Source organism: Streptomyces sp. NPDC101227, assembly GCF_044767545.1.
Taxonomy (GTDB): domain Bacteria; phylum Actinomycetota; class Actinomycetes; order Streptomycetales; family Streptomycetaceae; genus Streptomyces.
In genome coordinates, this window is record NZ_JBIWOD010000012.1 from 123,822 (window position 1) to 137,890 (window position 14,069).

Genomic DNA, 14,069 nt, shown 5'->3' on the forward strand with positions numbered 1-14,069 from the left:
GAGTCGGGGAGGTTCGTCAGGCGGAGTCAGTCGTCGAGCCGGTTGAGGACCTGGGTGAACTCGCCGTTGTCGACCAGACCCGCGAGTATCTCGACCATGTTGCTGATTCCGGCATCACGGATGATGAGGCCGTCCGGGCACCAGTAGTAACGCCCTCCGAGAGCCTCCCCGCTCGTCGCCCACCGCTCCATCAGCGTCTCAACGCGGCCAACCGTGCAGATGGTTGCGCTCCACCGAGAGCCGTCCCGGAGTCGTACCTCGACGTCAATGTCGTTCACAGCGTCCAGGTCCTCGTCAGCGTCAAGCAAGAACATCGCCTCGAACTGTTCTGTGTGGACTCGGTACCAGGGGCCGTCCCAACCGCTTGGCTGTGCGCTCTGGCTCATCGGCCGAGTGTGCCGGTTCGGAAACGCCCACATCAACCGCGTTGTTCCGGCACGCTGCCACGGGTGAACGGCGATCTTGTGCCCGACGATCTGTGGATGCGAGTGGCTCCCCTACTTCCGTCCTGTCCAGTGCGAAGACACCGGTGCACGGGACGGCGCCGGATACCGGATTGCGTCGCGCTGGAGGGCATCCCCCCGAAGATCGCCCGCCGAGGTGCTCCGCATGGCTCCGGCCTGGGCAAGACCCGCTGGGTGGTAGAGCGAAGTTTCGCCTGGCTCCACCATTCAAGCGACTGCGCATCCGCTACGAGATACGCACCGACCTTCACCGAGACCTCCTCGAACTCGCCTGCAGCATCATCTGCTTGAGACGACTACGTACCGCATTCTGAAACGGTCAGTAAGACGCTCAGTCACCCCCGTGTGGGCAACCCGCCCCGCGATCCCACCGGCGGCCGCGCGTGAGGACACCCGCTGCGGTAACTATGCGTCATGGTCGTTTCGCAGGGCCTGGATGAGCCAGGGGTAGACCGGAATCAGGTTCGGTACTACCTGCCAGCCGTTCACGATCCACACCAGCTGCCAGTACCGGTCCACCCTGGGATCGTGCCCCTCGTCGAACTGCCGGGCCATCCAGTCGCGGAATTCGGTGTCAGGGGTGCGCGCGAACACCTCGGCGAAGCGGTGCACAAGGTCGTCGATGACGGGTACGGCCCCGTTGCTGAGCGGGTCGATGCCCGACTCCATGGCCTCGGTCACCTTCTGGCGGGTGAATTCCATCAGTTCCTCGCCGGCCTCGCTCTCGATGTGGAGCGTGTGCCCGGCGGCCTGGCGCATGGCCATCCGGCGCATCCGGGCCCGGAAGTCCTCGTCGCCGACCAGCTCGGCGAGCTCCACCCACGCGGCGACCTGCTCGCTGGACGGATCATCGGGGAGGTCGGGAGTGGCGGCGCGAACCATTGCCACCGCGGCCGGGTCGGCATCCACGGTGCCGAAGGTGCCATCGATGAAGTCGTCGATGAAGCGTCGGCGTTCCTCGCCGGACAACTGCGTGAGCCTGTGCATGAGCTTGATCTCCTCGGGATCGGACCCGCCTCTGGCCACTACTCGCAGAACGCTCCGACGCAGTTGCAGCACCCGGATCTGAACGTCCATGGCGTCGGCGTGCGCCGCGGCGACTTCCGCCACCGAGAGCTCGCGGTCCAGTACCCGTTGGATCGTGGCCAGGTCCATGCCCAGCTCGCGCAGTGTGCGCAGGAGTTCCAGACGAAGCAGTGCGTCGAGGTCGTAGAGCCGATAGCCGGCGGGACTTCTGGTGGTCGGCGCTACCAACCCCGCATCGGAGTAGAACCGGATGGTCCTCACGGGCAATCCGGTCCGCCGGGAAAGCTCCCCGATCGAGCAGAGGGTTGTCGCGTCCATGTCCCCCACTCTGCTGTCTCCAGTCACTGGAGACTCAAGGCTATCCTCCAGCTCGGCCCCGACGGAGACGTCCTCCGAGTTGCTGACCATGCGTCATGTGGTTTCCACTGACCGCCAGGACGACGGACACGCCGTGCACGCGCCGGGCGAGCGAGGGCAGCGACATGTGTGCCACCACTCGCCGGCGGCCTATGGCTACGCGCCCCCTGCACGGCACCGTCCCATGACTGCTGCTGCTGTGCGGCCCACACCCTAATTTCTCAGGTGGCGGGCCTGGTGTGAGGGTGTGAGGCGAGTCCTGCGGCGACGTATCGTCGCATCCGAGGGCAACGTGCACGAATTCTCCACCGAGGCTGCGGGCGACGGGATCCACCGTGTCCACCTGCTCAACGGAGTCACACCGGGTCCGGCAGGTCCATGAGCGCGAGTTTGGCCGGGTCGATCACGGCGGTGATCTCGGTGATGTGGCCGTCGGCGACGGTGAAGGTGAGGAGGGAGAGTGGGGTGCCGTCTGCGCTCCAGGAGATGACGCCGGGGTGGCCGTTGACGGACGCCGCATGTCCTCGTGCCGCGCCGCCGGCCACTCGCGCGCGGGTGGCGACTTCGGTGGCTCCGAGCGTGACGAACGTGCCGTTCGGGGTGTGGACGGTGAACTTCACTTCGGGGTGAAGGACTTGCAGCAGCTGCTCGAACTGACCGTCGCGGGCTGCGGCCAGGAAGGCTTGGACCACCTCGCGTTGTTGTCGTCCGGCGCTCGCCGGATGCTGGGCGGCTCGTACTTTCCTGCGGGCGCGGCTGGCGAGCATTTTGGTCGCGTCGGCGGACTTGCCGAGAATGGTGCCGATCTCCGCGAAGGGCACGGCGAACACGTCGTGCAGCACGAACGCCAGTCGCTCGTCCGGACGCAGCGAGTCGAGGACCGTGAGAAGCGCGAGGCCGACGGAGTCCCCGAGTGCCACAAGCTCTTCCGGAGCAGGAGCGTCGTCGAGCCTCACGGCGAACGCCGATGGCTCGTCGTCGAAGGAGACTTCCGGGCGCGTCCGGCCCGAGCGCAGGACATCGAGGCTGATGCGGCCGACCACGGTGGTCAGCCAGCCACCGAGGTTGTCGATGGTGGCAGTGTCCTGGCGGGAGAGGCGCAGCCACGCCTCTTGGACCACGTCTTCCGCGTCGGCGTGGGATCCGAGTATGCGGTAGGCGACGGCTCGGAGCCGGTCACGGTGGGACTCGAAGGCATCGACGATCGGGTCCGTGGGATGGGTGCCGGGCATGTTGTTACCTCCCTGGAAGCTGCTCCGTCATAGGGGTGACGGGCGAAAGCCCCGCAACGTAACCCGATGAAGGAGAGCACTCGCACATGGAAAACCGGCTCAAGAACAAGAACACGAACAACCCCGATGTGTGGACCGCGGTCAAGCACCTCCACAAGGCGATCGCGGCCGGGGGCGTCGACCCGAAACTGCTCGCGCTGGTCCACCTGCGCGCCAGTCAGATCAACAGCTGCTCGGCGTGTGTCTACGCCGGTGTCGCCGTGGGGAAGAAGGCCGGTGACACCGACGAGCGGCTGCACAACGTAGCGGCGTGGCGTGAGGCGCCCTTCTACACCGATGCGGAGCGTGCGGCACTGGCGCTGGCCGAGGCCGCCACCCGGTTGCAGGATGGCGCGCAGGGCGTCACCGACGAGATCTGGGAAGAGGCCAACGCCCATTTCACCGAGGAGCAGATCGGCGCGATCAACCTGGAGATCGCGCTGACCAACTTCTTCAACCGAATCAACCGCACCATCAAGGAACCGGCCGGCCAGACCTGGGGCTGAGCCCAGCGTGGCTCTCACCCGCTGACCGCGCAGTGGTGACTGAGCTGATCAACTGAGGCTCGATCGGCTCGAGTGCCTCTACCTCCCACTGCACCGGCTGGCCGAGGGCGAGCCCGCGTTGGTCGGCGAACGCGGGCCAACGCGGGCCGCCGGCCTTCCCCACAGCCGCGGGTAACTCGTGCTCGTGCACCTGGCCGTGGGGGAGCACGACGCGTTCCACATGCCCCCAGCAGTCCGTACGGACGACCCAGTCGGGTTCTATGCCGGCGCCGGAAGCGTCGAAGTCGCCCACGTTTCTCCGGGGCGCCGCGAGGGTGCGGTACGACTTCCCGCAGCTCAGTGTCTCCGGCCAGGCGGCTGGGGTGCGCTGGTAGTGGAGGTGGTGTGTCGAGTCTCCCGTCGGTCGGTGTGGCTGCGGGTTTGACGATGTCGCGCGGTTGGGCAGGTGCGGAAGAAGGCGCAGTGGGGTTCAAGGCAGCGGGTTGGCGGCGGAGCGACTGTGGGGGATGCAAGCTCGTGCCTCAGGATGTGGTATTTGCCCTTCCGTGGCCGCTCATGGCCAGTCCGCACGTCAGCCTGGCCCCGCGAGCATTCGCTAGGGTGGCTGAAGGCGTACGGGCTGCTGGACGCCCAGGGGGCAGTCAGCCCCATTGCCCAACAGGTAGATACCGATGAGTAGCGCTACGGTCGAGAAGAGGGACGCCGATGGGGGAGTGACCACCATGAAGCGTGCTGTAGTCACGATCGGGGTCAGCCGATCCGGAAGCCTTCCCCGCTGCAGGTCACTGTCCATGCGCCCCGCCGCCCCGGCTCCCCCTACCGCCCGGCTGCGGAGGTGCTGACCACCCCTGGGAACAACGTCCTCAGGGAACAGCCATTGGAGGCGACCATGTCGCAGATGAATCCCGTTGACCACCGGGTCAAGCACACATCGACCATCCCGGCGAATGCCGGCGAGGAGATCGAGCTCTTCGTACGGGAATACAAGAGCACCGGATCCGGCGGCACCCCCAAGCCGGTCCTCATGCTCCACGGCAGGAGCGTTCCGGCCCTCCCCGGCTTCGACCTCGTGCGCCCTCCGCAAGGCAGCTCCCCGCACCCGGACACCAGCTACAGCTGGGCGCAGGACCTGGCCGGCCAGCACTACGACGTGTACATCATGGACCTCCAGGGATCCGGGCGTTCCCCCCGCCCGAAGATGGATGACCCGTGCAACACCAACCTGGCCCAGCGGGACCTCCTGAAGACCAATCCCGGTACGGGGAACTGCCCTCCGACGGCGGCCAACTACCCGCACCAACTGGGCAACTCCAAGAGCGAATGGGACGAGCTGAGCACGGTCGTCAAGTTCATCAGGGCGCGGTGCAACAACGAGAAGGTCGCCTTCATCGGCTGGTCCGCGGCCGCGTTCGTCATGGGTCCCTACACGCTGCAGAATCCCGGGGACGTGGCGAGCTTGTTCCTCCTCGCGCCCATCTTTCCCCCGAACGGCCGCTGGTCGACGAACACCACCGCACCCTTCGCTCCGCCTCCCGGAACGCCTCTGCCCACGCAGCCCGAGTCCAAGCCACCCGCGGCCTTCGGCTTCCCGATGAACCTGACCAGCAAGGCGGGACTCCAAGCCACCATCAGTGACAAGAAGCTGGCCGACGACGTGTGGCAGGCCATCATGGACAGCGACAGCACCGGCCAGAAGTGGGGCGGCCCGACCGCGGGGGCGCCCGAGGGCGTCATGCGGTGGCGCAACTCCTACTGGTGGGGCTGGAACACGAGCACCGCGCCGCACGGCTCCACGCTCGGCAACGCCGTGCCGGTGTGCATCGTCTACGGGGACCAGGACAGAACGGCCAACACGCCGGAGGAGATGGGGCCGGTGCTGCACTTCTCCGTACCGAAGCTCTACAAGGCGATCCAGGGCGCCAACAAGCTGATGTTCCGTGTCGAGGGCTGGGACCACAACCCGGTCTGGGAAGGGAAGGCCGCCAAGGACCTGCAGCACATGTCCTGGAAGTGGCTCAAAGATAAGAAGGTGTACGGCGCCGAGACCGGAAGCTGGGTCATGGACACGGACGGCGTGCTGACGGAAGTGGAGTGAGGCCTCGGGCCGCGGGCGACACGCGGACGAGCTGGGGGCCGTCCGACACCGGGCCCCACTTCTTCATCGCCGCGAACCGGGCGGCCGCCACCAAGGTCCTGATCACCGAGGTCATCCGAACCACCGAGGCCACCGAGCCTCGCTACGACCCCCGCGGGATGCTGAACGCGGCGATGCGTACCTACTGCCGGCTGCTGGCCACCAGCGCCCGGCCCGGCCCGGGCGCTGGTGGTCGATTCCGTCGCCTGCTTGGCGATCCGTTAGGTACGGGCTGAGTGCCTCACGGCGTGTGCCCAGCTGATGGCGGGGCTGGTGGCCGAGCGCCGCCCCGACCGGCCGGTACCGCCGCTGGCCGGGACCGTCGCGATCGGGGCGGTTGTGCATCTGTCGGCCGCCGCCATCGAGGAGGGCCGGAAGCTGTCCTCGATGTGCGGTGTCCTAGCCAGCACCGCCTATCGTCTACCGGTTGCTGCCGGCCTGACGGCCTGGCCTCACTTCAGGTGCCGGCCAAAGAACCGGTCACCGTCCGCCACCTCGAACCACGGGGTGTCGGTGTGCCCGCCCAGCTTGGCGTGCAGCGTCTTCTCCTTGCTGCCGAAGGCGTCGAACAGGTCCAGGGCCCGTTGCCGGGGGTTGCCTTCGTCGTCCCACTGCGGCAGGAACAGCAGCGGAACGGTGACCTGCCGGGCCTCCTCGCGCTGGGCACGGGGCACGTAACCCCCGGCGAAGAACCCGGCGGCCGCGATGCGCGGCTCGACCACCGCAAGGCGAATGCCGACGGCGGTCCACCCTGAGTACGCGACCGGGCCGCCGATCTCGGGCAGCGAGAGGAGGGCGTCGAGGGTGGTCCGCCATTCCGGAACCGCGTTTTCGACCAGCGGGGCGATGAAGGACTCGAAGATCTCGTCGACCGGCTCGCCGGCTTGCATCGCCCGGCGGAGGTCGGCGCGGGCCTGCTCGTCGGCGGCGGAATGGGGCCGCTCACCGCATCCGGCGGCGTCGATGGTGGCCACCGCGTAGCCTTGCGCCGCGGAGTACCGGGCCCGGGCCACCAGCCGGGGTTGCGCCTTGGGCAGACCGTTGTTGTGGGCCATCAGGATCAGCGACGTTTTGCGTTGCCTCAAGCAGATGATGTTGCAGGCGAGTTGGAGGAGGCCGAGGTGGAGGTCGGCGCGTATCTCGTGGCGGATGCGGAGTCGTGTGAACTGGTGGAGCCAGGCGAAGGTGCCCTAGACCACCCATCGTGTCTTGCCCAGGCCGGAACCATGTGAGGCTCCGTGGCGGGCGATCTTGGGTGTGATGCCGCGAGTCCGGGTGAGGCGGCGGTACTTGCCGAGGTCGGCGAACAGCCGCCGGGCCCGGTAGACCGATGACGGTCCGGATGACTCGGGGCCCGGTGTCGCGGGCTGTTTCGGCCAGCTGCTTGAGAGCTTGGAGAACTACGTCGGGGGCGATGCCCTGCTGGTAGGCCCTGTCCAGCAGGAGCAGGAGCAGGAGCAGGAGCAGGAGCAGGAGCAGGAGCAGGAGCAGGACAGGGAAAGCCCACTTCTCGTCGAGGTCTCTTCGAGGAAGAGGGTGGCGTAGCTGAGCCGCAGCCGGACGACGAAGCCGCCTGGCCGGCCGCATTCGATGGCGCCACCCTTCCGTGGTCTAGGGCTTGTACGGAGTCGTGATCATTGAGCGGGTCGGCGGCTGCGGATCCAGTGATCGAGCCATAGAGCCGGGCCGGCGCAGCCGCTCTCGATCACACCCCGACCGCTCCGTCGATCTGTTCGCGGATCAAGTCGGCGTGTCCGTTGTGACGGGCGTACTCCTCGATCATGTGGATGAGCACCCAGCGCAGGGAGACCGTGCCCCGCCAGGAGTCGTGGCCCTCGACGTCGAGATGTGAAGCCTCGGCGACGAATGTTTCCGCGAAGGCGACTTCGGAATGCCAGGCTGCCCAGGATGCGGCGATGGCCTCGGGGGCGGCGCCGTCGAAGTCACCCTCGGGGACGTCCTTAGAAGAGAAGCGCAGCTCGACGTCGTGTCCGGCGAGTACGGCTCGGAACCAGCGGCGTTCCACGTCGGCGAGGTGCCGGACGAGGCCGAGCAGGGAAAGCGAGGACGGGGCCACGGACCGCAGGGCCAACTCCGGTCCAAGGCCCGAGCACTTCAGCTTCAGGGTGGCGCGCTGGGCATCCAGCATGGACGCAAGCATGCTTCGCTCGTCACCGGTCGCGGGGCCGCTGAATCGGTGCTCGCTGCCGGTGCCGGTGAACAGTTCGATCCGTCGGTCGGGAATCTTCATGCCTGCATCATGGGCTCCGGGTGGCCGTTCCCGGAACCCATGGTGGGGTTCGGGGACTTGTGCGCGGGCCGGCATGACTGGACCTGCGCGGAGTCGCGATCATCCGCATGCCCGCCGCGACGAGCGGCGGAGCCTGCGCCGCAGGCGCCGCGCACGGCTGAAGGCGGCCTGCCTGGGCCGCTCGCGCGGCGGGCTGACCAGCACAAGGTCCACGCGGCCGCCGATCGACGCCGCCGGCCACTGGCCTTCACTCGCACGCCCGGACAAGCCGCCGATAGCCACCGGTTCGTCCCCGTCCTGGCCAAGGTCCGGGTGCGCGACCCGGAGGGCCGACCGCGCACCCGCCCCGACGCGGTCGCTGGAGACAAGGCGTACTCCTGGCGGGCGCCAACCGGGCCCACCTGCGTAAACGCGGTATCAATGCCGTCACCCCCGAGAAGAAGGGCCAAGCCGCGAACCGTCGGGAGAAGGGCCGCAGAGGCGGGCGGCCCGCCAGCCACGATGCCGAGCTGCACAAGGACCGCAACACCGTGTAACGCCTAATCAACACGCTCACGCTCAGGCTCAGGCTCAAAGCGTGGCGCGGCGTAGCCAGCCGCTACGACAAGACACCCGAAGCTACCTCGCCACACTCCACCTGCGCGGCACCGTCATCTGGCTCCGAACCCTAGGACAGGCTCAGCGCCGGGCCAGCGCCAGCACGCTCAGACCGAACATCAGCACCCCCAGAGGGAGATGGACCGACGGAACGTGAGCGATACCGAGCACGACCTGGACCGAGGCGAGTACGAGGAAGCCGGATGCGTACCAGACAGGCCGGGGCGAGCCGCCGCCCCGCCTCCACGCCAGCACCGTCGCGACCACGTACAGCATGGACGCCCCGTACATCACACGGGCTCCGGCACTGTGCAGCGTCTCACCGTAGGACGAGGTCAGCAGCAGTCCGGCCGAGACCGCCTGAAGGAAGATGGTCACGGTCTGCAGGGCGATCGCGATCTGCAGGAACGAGGAGCTGCGCTGTGCGTTCGCCGTCGCCGTCATCTGAGTGGCCATGTCACGGTCCCCTTTTCCGCCCTCGGGCAGTGGCTCGATAAGGTCTCACCGGCCCGACGACGCGGGCCTGCGAAAGGTAAGGCGAGGGGGCTGCCGGAAGCATGGGGACTGTCGGGACCAGCACGGATGGGATAGCCGGCGAGCGGCGCCAACTGATCAATATCGCTTACCGGTTGCTCGGTTCGGTGACCGAGGCTGAGGACGCCGTACAGGATGCCTACGCACGCTGGTTCAGCCTGCCGCGAAGCCGGCAGGAGGAGATCGCGTCCCCCGGCGCCTGGCTGACGACGGTGACCAGCCGCATTTGCCTGGACCTGCTTGGTTCGGCGCGGGCCCGCCGTGAACGCTATGTCGGGGCGTGGCTGCCCGAGCCGCTGCCCGACCGCACCGAGTGGGGCCACGCGGGCGGCGCCGGTCCCGCCGGCGTTGCGGACCCCGCCGACCAGATCGTCCTGGACGAGTCGGTGGCCATGGCCTTCCTCGTCGTCCTGGAGTCGATGACGCCGGCAGAGCGGGTGGCGTTCGTCCTGCACGACGTCTTCCGATACCCCTTCGCCGAGATCGCCGACGTTCTCGGTCGCACGCCCGCGGCCAGCAAGCAGCTGGCGGCCTCCGCCCGGCGGCGGGTGAGCGTCGCGCGCGCTCCTGTGACGGCGACCGGTCAGGCTGACGTGGTGAGACACGTCAAAGAGGCATGGGAGGCCAAGGACATCGCGGCCCTCGTCGGCCTCCTCAACCCGGCCGCCGTGATGACCGCCGACGGCGGCGGCATGGTCGGCACCGTCCTGCGTCCGGTCGCGGGCGGTGCGCGCATCGCCCAGTACATGGCCGCCATTGCCGATAAGGCTCCGGGGCTCGAAATCCTGGGGCGGTCGGTCAATGGTGGGCCGGGCCTGGTGGCCCAGCGTGCCGGCGTCGTCGTGACCGTAGCCTCGTTCGACGTCTCCGACGGGCGCGTCACCCGGATCTGGGCTGTCCGCAACCCGGAGAAGTTGCGGCCGTGGGCGCGGGAGGGCTAGCTCGGGCCTGTCTCCCCGGTCATGACAGACGAGCGGGTGCGCGTCAGCGCTGGCGGGAAGCCCCGACCGCTCTCGGCGAAGCCGAGGAGGAACGCGACGAGTTGACGGCCCGGCAGCGGCGGTGCGTGCAGAAGCGGTAGCCGCGGCGCAGTCAAGGAAGCGCCGCATGCCCTCGAGTTACTCGCGGGTCCTGAAGCGGCGGAAGAGGTTTTGGGCCGCGTACACCCCCCGGCCACCGAAGCCGACGAGGTCGACGCGCCCGTCACCGGTGATGTCGGCGACGAAGCGGGGGTGGCGGTCGACCCGCCAGGCGCCCGCGTCGTCGTTGTACCCGATCCCGCGGCACACCAGCCGGGCCCGCTCGAACTGGCCGCCGCCGCGCGCCCGCGTGACACGACGACGCCCTGCGGGCCGAACCCGACCACGTCCACTGCTTCGCCATCGGCGGTGATCGGCATCGTCCGACTCTGCGCCACAGACTGCACCGGCAGGGCCGCTCGCTACCTGTCGTCTCCGTCCCGGCCGTCGTCGAAGACGAACAGCGGTTTGGTGCCATGTGCGGGTGTTTCGGCGAGCGAGATGGCTTGAGTGAAGCGTTCGAGCGGGAATGGCTGGCCTTGGGGGATGGTCAGCACTTCATCAACGACGAGACTGCGAACCTGAGATAGCGCGCGCAGCGCATCCTCAGGTGAGGTAGTGCCGAACCAGCGGTTCAGCCAGAAACCACGGACTGCTTTGGTCTCGTAGATAACCGAGCGTGCCTGCAGCGGGATCGTCAGCGCTGCCGGGTCGGTCTGCCGATGCGTGGAGAGCGCGCCGTAGACCACGACCTCGCCTCCCGGAGCCAATGCCTGGGACACCTGTGCGCCTACGTGGCCCGCGACACAGTCGACGGCCTTCCGGACGCCGGCCGGTCCTGCTGTCTCTGCCACACGCTGCAACAGGTCCTCGTCTTCAGTGCAAATGACCTCGTCGCCACCAAGAGCTTTGATCTCCTCAACGGCATTGCGTCGCCGCACGACATTGATCGTGCGTATACCGAGATGTCTGGACAGCTGAATGACGAGCCGGCCGACGGTGGAGCCAGCGGCCGTTTGCAACAACCATTCACCCGGCTGCACGTCGAGTTCGTGAGTCACGAGTAGCAGCGCGGTCAATGGGTTGACGGCGAGCTGACAGGCGCTGGAGTCGCTCATGTCGCCGGGGACCGGCAGGAGCCTTCGTGTATCGGAAACAAGGTATTCCTGCCAAGTGCCGTCCACCCTGGGCGGCCCGGGTACCGCCGGGACTGTAATGGCCACCACGCGCTGGCCGACTTCTAGTCCCTCGGTATCCGGGCCCAGGGTCTCAATATGGCCCACGCATTCCATGTGGCCCCCAACAGTGGGAAACGCGGGGGAGAATCCGTAGCGGCCGCGCAGTACGTGCAGATCACTGGCGTGAATCGGAGTCGCCTTCACACGGATCAACGCCTGACCGGCTTTTGGCGTGGGAACAGGACGGGATTCCAGCCGCAGGACATCGGCAGGCTCGCCGACCTTTCCGGCTACGAGCGCGCGCATGGAATGAGGCATGAGTGACCTTTCGTCTCCCAGCGCCCGGCAAACTCGGCGGGCATTCTGGACGAGAACGATGCTGGTGCCGACATCCTCGTGGGCGCCCGAGCTCCGGACCTTTCCTACTCAAGGGAACCGGGCCGTGCACAGAGTGTTATCGGCGTCGGGCCCTCTGGGCCTTGACCGACTCGCTCAGTATGATCATGTAAGTGTGCTGGGTTCGCGGTTTCCTGGGGCCCGTGATCAGGACCGCTCGCCGCGGGCACTAATCTGAGTTCAGATGATGAAGCAGACGCTGTCATTTCACGCTACGCCCGGCCCTGGAAAGATTCCCGGCGGCGGATAATGCCGCGTGGCGCGAATGCCCGCTGCGCTGGTCCAGGGCTCAAGAGAATGCCGACCGGTATACGCGGAGGCCGTCGGTCGAGTCGCGGTGCCTTTTCCCGCCCCCGCCGCCCCTCGCGTGCCCGCCGGCCCCGTTCGTACGCCGCACCGAGGCGTCCGGCCCCGTAGAGCTGCTCGTTGCGACTACGAGCCCGCTCGGGGTAGTCACGGCTGGGTACCTGCGGTGTCAGTGGCGGCTGCCAAGATAAGGCTCATGACGATCATCAAGGATGTCGCCCGGCACGATGTGAGTGAGCAGCGGATCGAGCGGGCGCTGGAGGGCATCGAGAGGCGGGCCTTCCACCGCTGGCACACGATGGAATACGACTGCTACTCCGACGAGCGGCTGCGGGGGATGCGCGACGAACTCCTCGACCACGTAGCCGCCCGCACGGCGGCAGGCGCCCAGCCCGGCACCGCCTCGACACGCGTCGTTCTGCGCACAGCGGCCGAGTGCGCCCTGGGACTGTTGAGCCTGGGCTGCTGCCCCAACGGCGACCAAGAGATCTCCTTCACCCTCGTCAACGAGAAGCTCAGCAGCGAAAACACGGACTTCGGCTCCGTGGTGCAGCAGGCGGCCACCGCGGCGATATGGCTGGACACATTCGCTCTGTCCGTGATCAGCGGCATCGTCTGGGAACGGGACCTGGTCATCGGGCTGCTGCTGCGCAGCGACTATGCGCCCGACATCCATAAGGGATTGCCGCACTCGAAGCTGGAATCGAAGTCGGACCCGGGTGAACTGGCGGAGATGGACGCCTTGTGCGCCTATCTCACCCAGGCCGAAGGGCATCTGCCCCGGCATTGGCCGTCGGTAACGCTGTGCAAGCCGACGGCCGACGAACGCGCTGAGGCAGCGCGGCAGCTGGATGCCCTCGATGCGCCGACGCCAGATCAGCGCCTGCTGCGTGTGCTCTTGGAGGACGACCAGTCGGCTTTTGAACAGGCCCTGGAGCATCACCTCGTGCAGTACCGGGAGAGCGCACCCTCCGATGCCGCGCCGCGCAGCCTCTTGCCTCAGAAGACCATCGCATTGGCCGCGCTGGCAGTCCAAGTACACGGCTGGGAGTTGCGTATCCAATCTGCCTACCTGCCACAGGCCTTGCTGAGTGCCCCGGAAGGTGCGCCGTCGGTCAGTGGCTGAGCGGAACCGATCACCGGTGCCCTCACCACATGGGAACGGTCGCTGAGCCGGCATTGGCGACCTGGCACCCGAAGTCATCGGCAAGCGGCCTGCACGAGCGACGTGCCCGAGCGCGGTGTTGACAGCCTTCGTCTTCGTCTTCGTCTCCGTCTTCGGCTTGGGCCCGCGCCCGGGCCTCGACCGGCTTCTTCCCGGCGTTTTCATGAGGTGGGGAGGGCGACTCAGGTTGGCAGTGCGACGGGAAGTGATTTCCGGGCTCCGGTCACATCTTGGTGGCGCGGTCCGTCAGTGCTGTGGAAGCGCCGACAGGCCGATGTGAAGGAGTGCACTCATGACGAACACGGTCACCTCGATCTCCCGGATGCCGAACCCGGGCGAGTTCGTACCCGAGTTGAGCGACATCAGCGCCGCCCTGTTCAAGGCCACGGGCAATCGCTCGGTGCCGCGCGTCACGATGAACTTGGTCCACCTGCGCGCCGGGCAGATCGTCGGCAACACCTACCTGACGATCCTGAACACCGGCTTCCTGCGGAAGGCCGGGGTGGCCGAGGAGCGCATCACCGCCGTGTCCTCCTGGCAGGACGCCCCGTACTTCAGCGACGCCGAGCGCGCCGCGCTGGCCTTGGTGGAGGCCACGCTCCAGCCCGCTCCGCACGGCAAGGAGCGGGTCAGTGACGACCTGTACGCGGAGGTGGCGAAGCACTACGACGAAAAGGCGCTGGCCACTCTCACCATCGCGATCGGCCAGATCGGCTTCTTCATCGCCCTGGCCGTCATCGGCAAGCCCCAGCCGGTCAGCTCTCTTGCCGACGAGCAGTGGGACTGACCTGACCTGACCTGACCCGTCCCACCCCGGGTGCATCTCCGGGGTGGGCTCCGTCGCCGTGGTGGTGTCAGGCCACCG

13 protein-coding genes and 4 pseudogenes are annotated in these 14,069 nt (G+C 67.6%); 8 read left to right on the forward strand and 9 right to left on the reverse strand.

What is annotated here, in order from left to right; genetic code table 11:
- Nucleotides 1–26: 26 nt before the first annotated feature.
- Nucleotides 27–386, reverse strand: a complete 360-nt coding sequence (locus ACIRPT_RS26600) for a hypothetical protein (RefSeq protein ID WP_403831330.1) — start codon at nt 384–386, stop codon at nt 27–29.
- Between the two features lie 186 nt (nt 387–572).
- Between ACIRPT_RS26600 and ACIRPT_RS26605 the strand changes: the two are divergent.
- Nucleotides 573–778 (forward strand): annotated as a pseudogene (locus tag ACIRPT_RS26605) (transposase); the annotation flags it as partial.
- 91 nt (nt 779–869) lie between these two features.
- On the opposite strand, the gene ACIRPT_RS26610 reads toward ACIRPT_RS26605, so the two are convergent.
- Together ACIRPT_RS26610 and ACIRPT_RS26615 are read right to left on the reverse strand one after the other, a co-directional pair.
- Nucleotides 870–1,808: a MerR family transcriptional regulator gene (locus tag ACIRPT_RS26610; protein ID WP_403831332.1), complete on the reverse strand. Its 939-nt coding sequence runs from the start codon at nt 1,806–1,808 to the stop codon at nt 870–872.
- Nucleotides 1,809–2,203: 395 nt separating this feature from the next.
- On the reverse strand, nt 2,204–3,079 hold the full coding sequence (locus tag ACIRPT_RS26615; RefSeq protein ID WP_403831334.1) for a sigma-70 family RNA polymerase sigma factor: 876 nt from the start codon (nt 3,077–3,079) through the stop codon (nt 2,204–2,206).
- A gap of 86 nt (nt 3,080–3,165) precedes the next feature.
- Between ACIRPT_RS26615 and ACIRPT_RS26620 the strand changes: the two genes are divergently transcribed.
- From ACIRPT_RS26620 to ACIRPT_RS26630, 3 genes are all read left to right on the forward strand, one after another.
- Nucleotides 3,166–3,624 carry a carboxymuconolactone decarboxylase family protein gene (locus ACIRPT_RS26620; protein WP_403831336.1) on the forward strand — a complete coding sequence of 153 codons (459 nt, stop codon included), beginning with the start codon at nt 3,166–3,168 and terminating at the stop codon, nt 3,622–3,624.
- 898 nt (nt 3,625–4,522) lie between these two features.
- Entirely contained in the window at nt 4,523–5,719 is a 1,197-nt protein-coding gene (locus ACIRPT_RS26625) for an alpha/beta fold hydrolase (protein WP_403831338.1), read from the forward strand.
- Nucleotides 5,716–5,994 (forward strand): hypothetical protein, encoded by a 279-nt coding sequence (locus ACIRPT_RS26630; protein WP_403831340.1) that lies wholly within the window; start codon nt 5,716–5,718, stop codon nt 5,992–5,994. The genes ACIRPT_RS26625 and ACIRPT_RS26630 overlap by 4 nt, the downstream gene beginning before the upstream one ends.
- Nucleotides 5,995–6,210: 216 nt before the next feature.
- Here ACIRPT_RS26630 and ACIRPT_RS26635 read toward each other — a convergent pair whose 3' ends face one another.
- From ACIRPT_RS26635 to ACIRPT_RS26645, 3 genes and pseudogenes are all read right to left on the reverse strand, one after another.
- Nucleotides 6,211–6,813, reverse strand: a complete 603-nt coding sequence (locus tag ACIRPT_RS26635) for an alpha/beta hydrolase (RefSeq protein ID WP_403831669.1) — start codon at nt 6,811–6,813, stop codon at nt 6,211–6,213.
- A gap of 12 nt (nt 6,814–6,825) precedes the next feature.
- Nucleotides 6,826–7,080 (reverse strand): annotated as a pseudogene (locus tag ACIRPT_RS26640) (IS5/IS1182 family transposase); the annotation flags it as partial.
- A gap of 383 nt (nt 7,081–7,463) precedes the next feature.
- The gene (locus ACIRPT_RS26645; RefSeq protein WP_403831343.1) at nt 7,464–8,009 is read right to left on the reverse strand and encodes a DinB family protein; all 546 of its coding nucleotides are present in this window, start codon (nt 8,007–8,009) and stop codon (nt 7,464–7,466) included.
- A 121-nt stretch (nt 8,010–8,130) separates the two neighbouring features.
- Between ACIRPT_RS26645 and ACIRPT_RS26650 the strand changes: the two are divergent.
- Nucleotides 8,131–8,679: pseudogene (locus tag ACIRPT_RS26650) on the forward strand (transposase); the annotation flags it as partial.
- Between the two features lie 8 nt (nt 8,680–8,687).
- On the opposite strand, the gene ACIRPT_RS26655 reads toward ACIRPT_RS26650, so the two are convergent.
- A complete protein-coding gene (locus ACIRPT_RS26655; protein WP_403831345.1) occupies nt 8,688–9,062 on the reverse strand; it encodes a hypothetical protein in 375 nt (124 codons plus the stop codon).
- A gap of 101 nt (nt 9,063–9,163) precedes the next feature.
- Between ACIRPT_RS26655 and sigJ the strand changes: the two genes are divergently transcribed.
- On the forward strand, nt 9,164–10,081 hold the full coding sequence (gene sigJ, locus ACIRPT_RS26660; RefSeq protein ID WP_403831348.1) for an RNA polymerase sigma factor SigJ: 918 nt from the start codon (nt 9,164–9,166) through the stop codon (nt 10,079–10,081).
- 177 nt (nt 10,082–10,258) lie between these two features.
- Here the strand turns inward: sigJ and ACIRPT_RS26665 are convergent.
- Together ACIRPT_RS26665 and ACIRPT_RS26670 are read right to left on the reverse strand one after the other, a co-directional pair.
- Nucleotides 10,259–10,533: pseudogene (locus ACIRPT_RS26665) on the reverse strand (hypothetical protein); the annotation flags it as partial.
- Between the two features lie 48 nt (nt 10,534–10,581).
- Nucleotides 10,582–11,655: a zinc-dependent alcohol dehydrogenase family protein gene (locus ACIRPT_RS26670; RefSeq protein ID WP_403831350.1), complete on the reverse strand. Its 1,074-nt coding sequence runs from the start codon at nt 11,653–11,655 to the stop codon at nt 10,582–10,584.
- Between the two features lie 580 nt (nt 11,656–12,235).
- Between ACIRPT_RS26670 and ACIRPT_RS26675 the strand changes: the two genes are divergently transcribed.
- Together ACIRPT_RS26675 and ACIRPT_RS26680 are read left to right on the forward strand one after the other, a co-directional pair.
- Nucleotides 12,236–13,165: an immunity 49 family protein gene (locus ACIRPT_RS26675; protein ID WP_403831352.1), complete on the forward strand. Its 930-nt coding sequence runs from the start codon at nt 12,236–12,238 to the stop codon at nt 13,163–13,165.
- A 331-nt stretch (nt 13,166–13,496) separates the two neighbouring features.
- Nucleotides 13,497–13,991 (forward strand): carboxymuconolactone decarboxylase family protein, encoded by a 495-nt coding sequence (locus ACIRPT_RS26680; protein WP_403831354.1) that lies wholly within the window; start codon nt 13,497–13,499, stop codon nt 13,989–13,991.
- Nucleotides 13,992–14,069 lie beyond the last annotated feature (78 nt).

Excerpts from the sequence above, each read along its gene's own strand:
- ACIRPT_RS26600 (WP_403831330.1), bottom strand. The coding sequence starts at position 386 with ATGAGCCAGAGCGCACAGCCAAGCGGTTGGGACGGCCCCTGGTACCGA.
- ACIRPT_RS26610 (WP_403831332.1), bottom strand. The coding sequence starts at position 1,808 with ATGGACGCGACAACCCTCTGCTCGATCGGGGAGCTTTCCCGGCGGACC.
- ACIRPT_RS26615 (WP_403831334.1), bottom strand. The coding sequence starts at position 3,079 with ATGCCCGGCACCCATCCCACGGACCCGATCGTCGATGCCTTCGAGTCC.
- ACIRPT_RS26620 (WP_403831336.1), top strand. The coding sequence starts at position 3,166 with ATGGAAAACCGGCTCAAGAACAAGAACACGAACAACCCCGATGTGTGG.
- ACIRPT_RS26625 (WP_403831338.1), top strand. The coding sequence starts at position 4,523 with ATGAATCCCGTTGACCACCGGGTCAAGCACACATCGACCATCCCGGCG.
- ACIRPT_RS26635 (WP_403831669.1), bottom strand. The coding sequence starts at position 6,813 with ATGGCCCACAACAACGGTCTGCCCAAGGCGCAACCCCGGCTGGTGGCC.
- ACIRPT_RS26645 (WP_403831343.1), bottom strand. The coding sequence starts at position 8,009 with ATGAAGATTCCCGACCGACGGATCGAACTGTTCACCGGCACCGGCAGC.
- ACIRPT_RS26655 (WP_403831345.1), bottom strand. The coding sequence starts at position 9,062 with ATGGCCACTCAGATGACGGCGACGGCGAACGCACAGCGCAGCTCCTCG.
- sigJ (WP_403831348.1), top strand. The coding sequence starts at position 9,164 with ATGGGGACTGTCGGGACCAGCACGGATGGGATAGCCGGCGAGCGGCGC.
- ACIRPT_RS26670 (WP_403831350.1), bottom strand. The coding sequence starts at position 11,655 with ATGCCTCATTCCATGCGCGCGCTCGTAGCCGGAAAGGTCGGCGAGCCT.
- ACIRPT_RS26675 (WP_403831352.1), top strand. The coding sequence starts at position 12,236 with ATGACGATCATCAAGGATGTCGCCCGGCACGATGTGAGTGAGCAGCGG.
- ACIRPT_RS26680 (WP_403831354.1), top strand. The coding sequence starts at position 13,497 with ATGACGAACACGGTCACCTCGATCTCCCGGATGCCGAACCCGGGCGAG.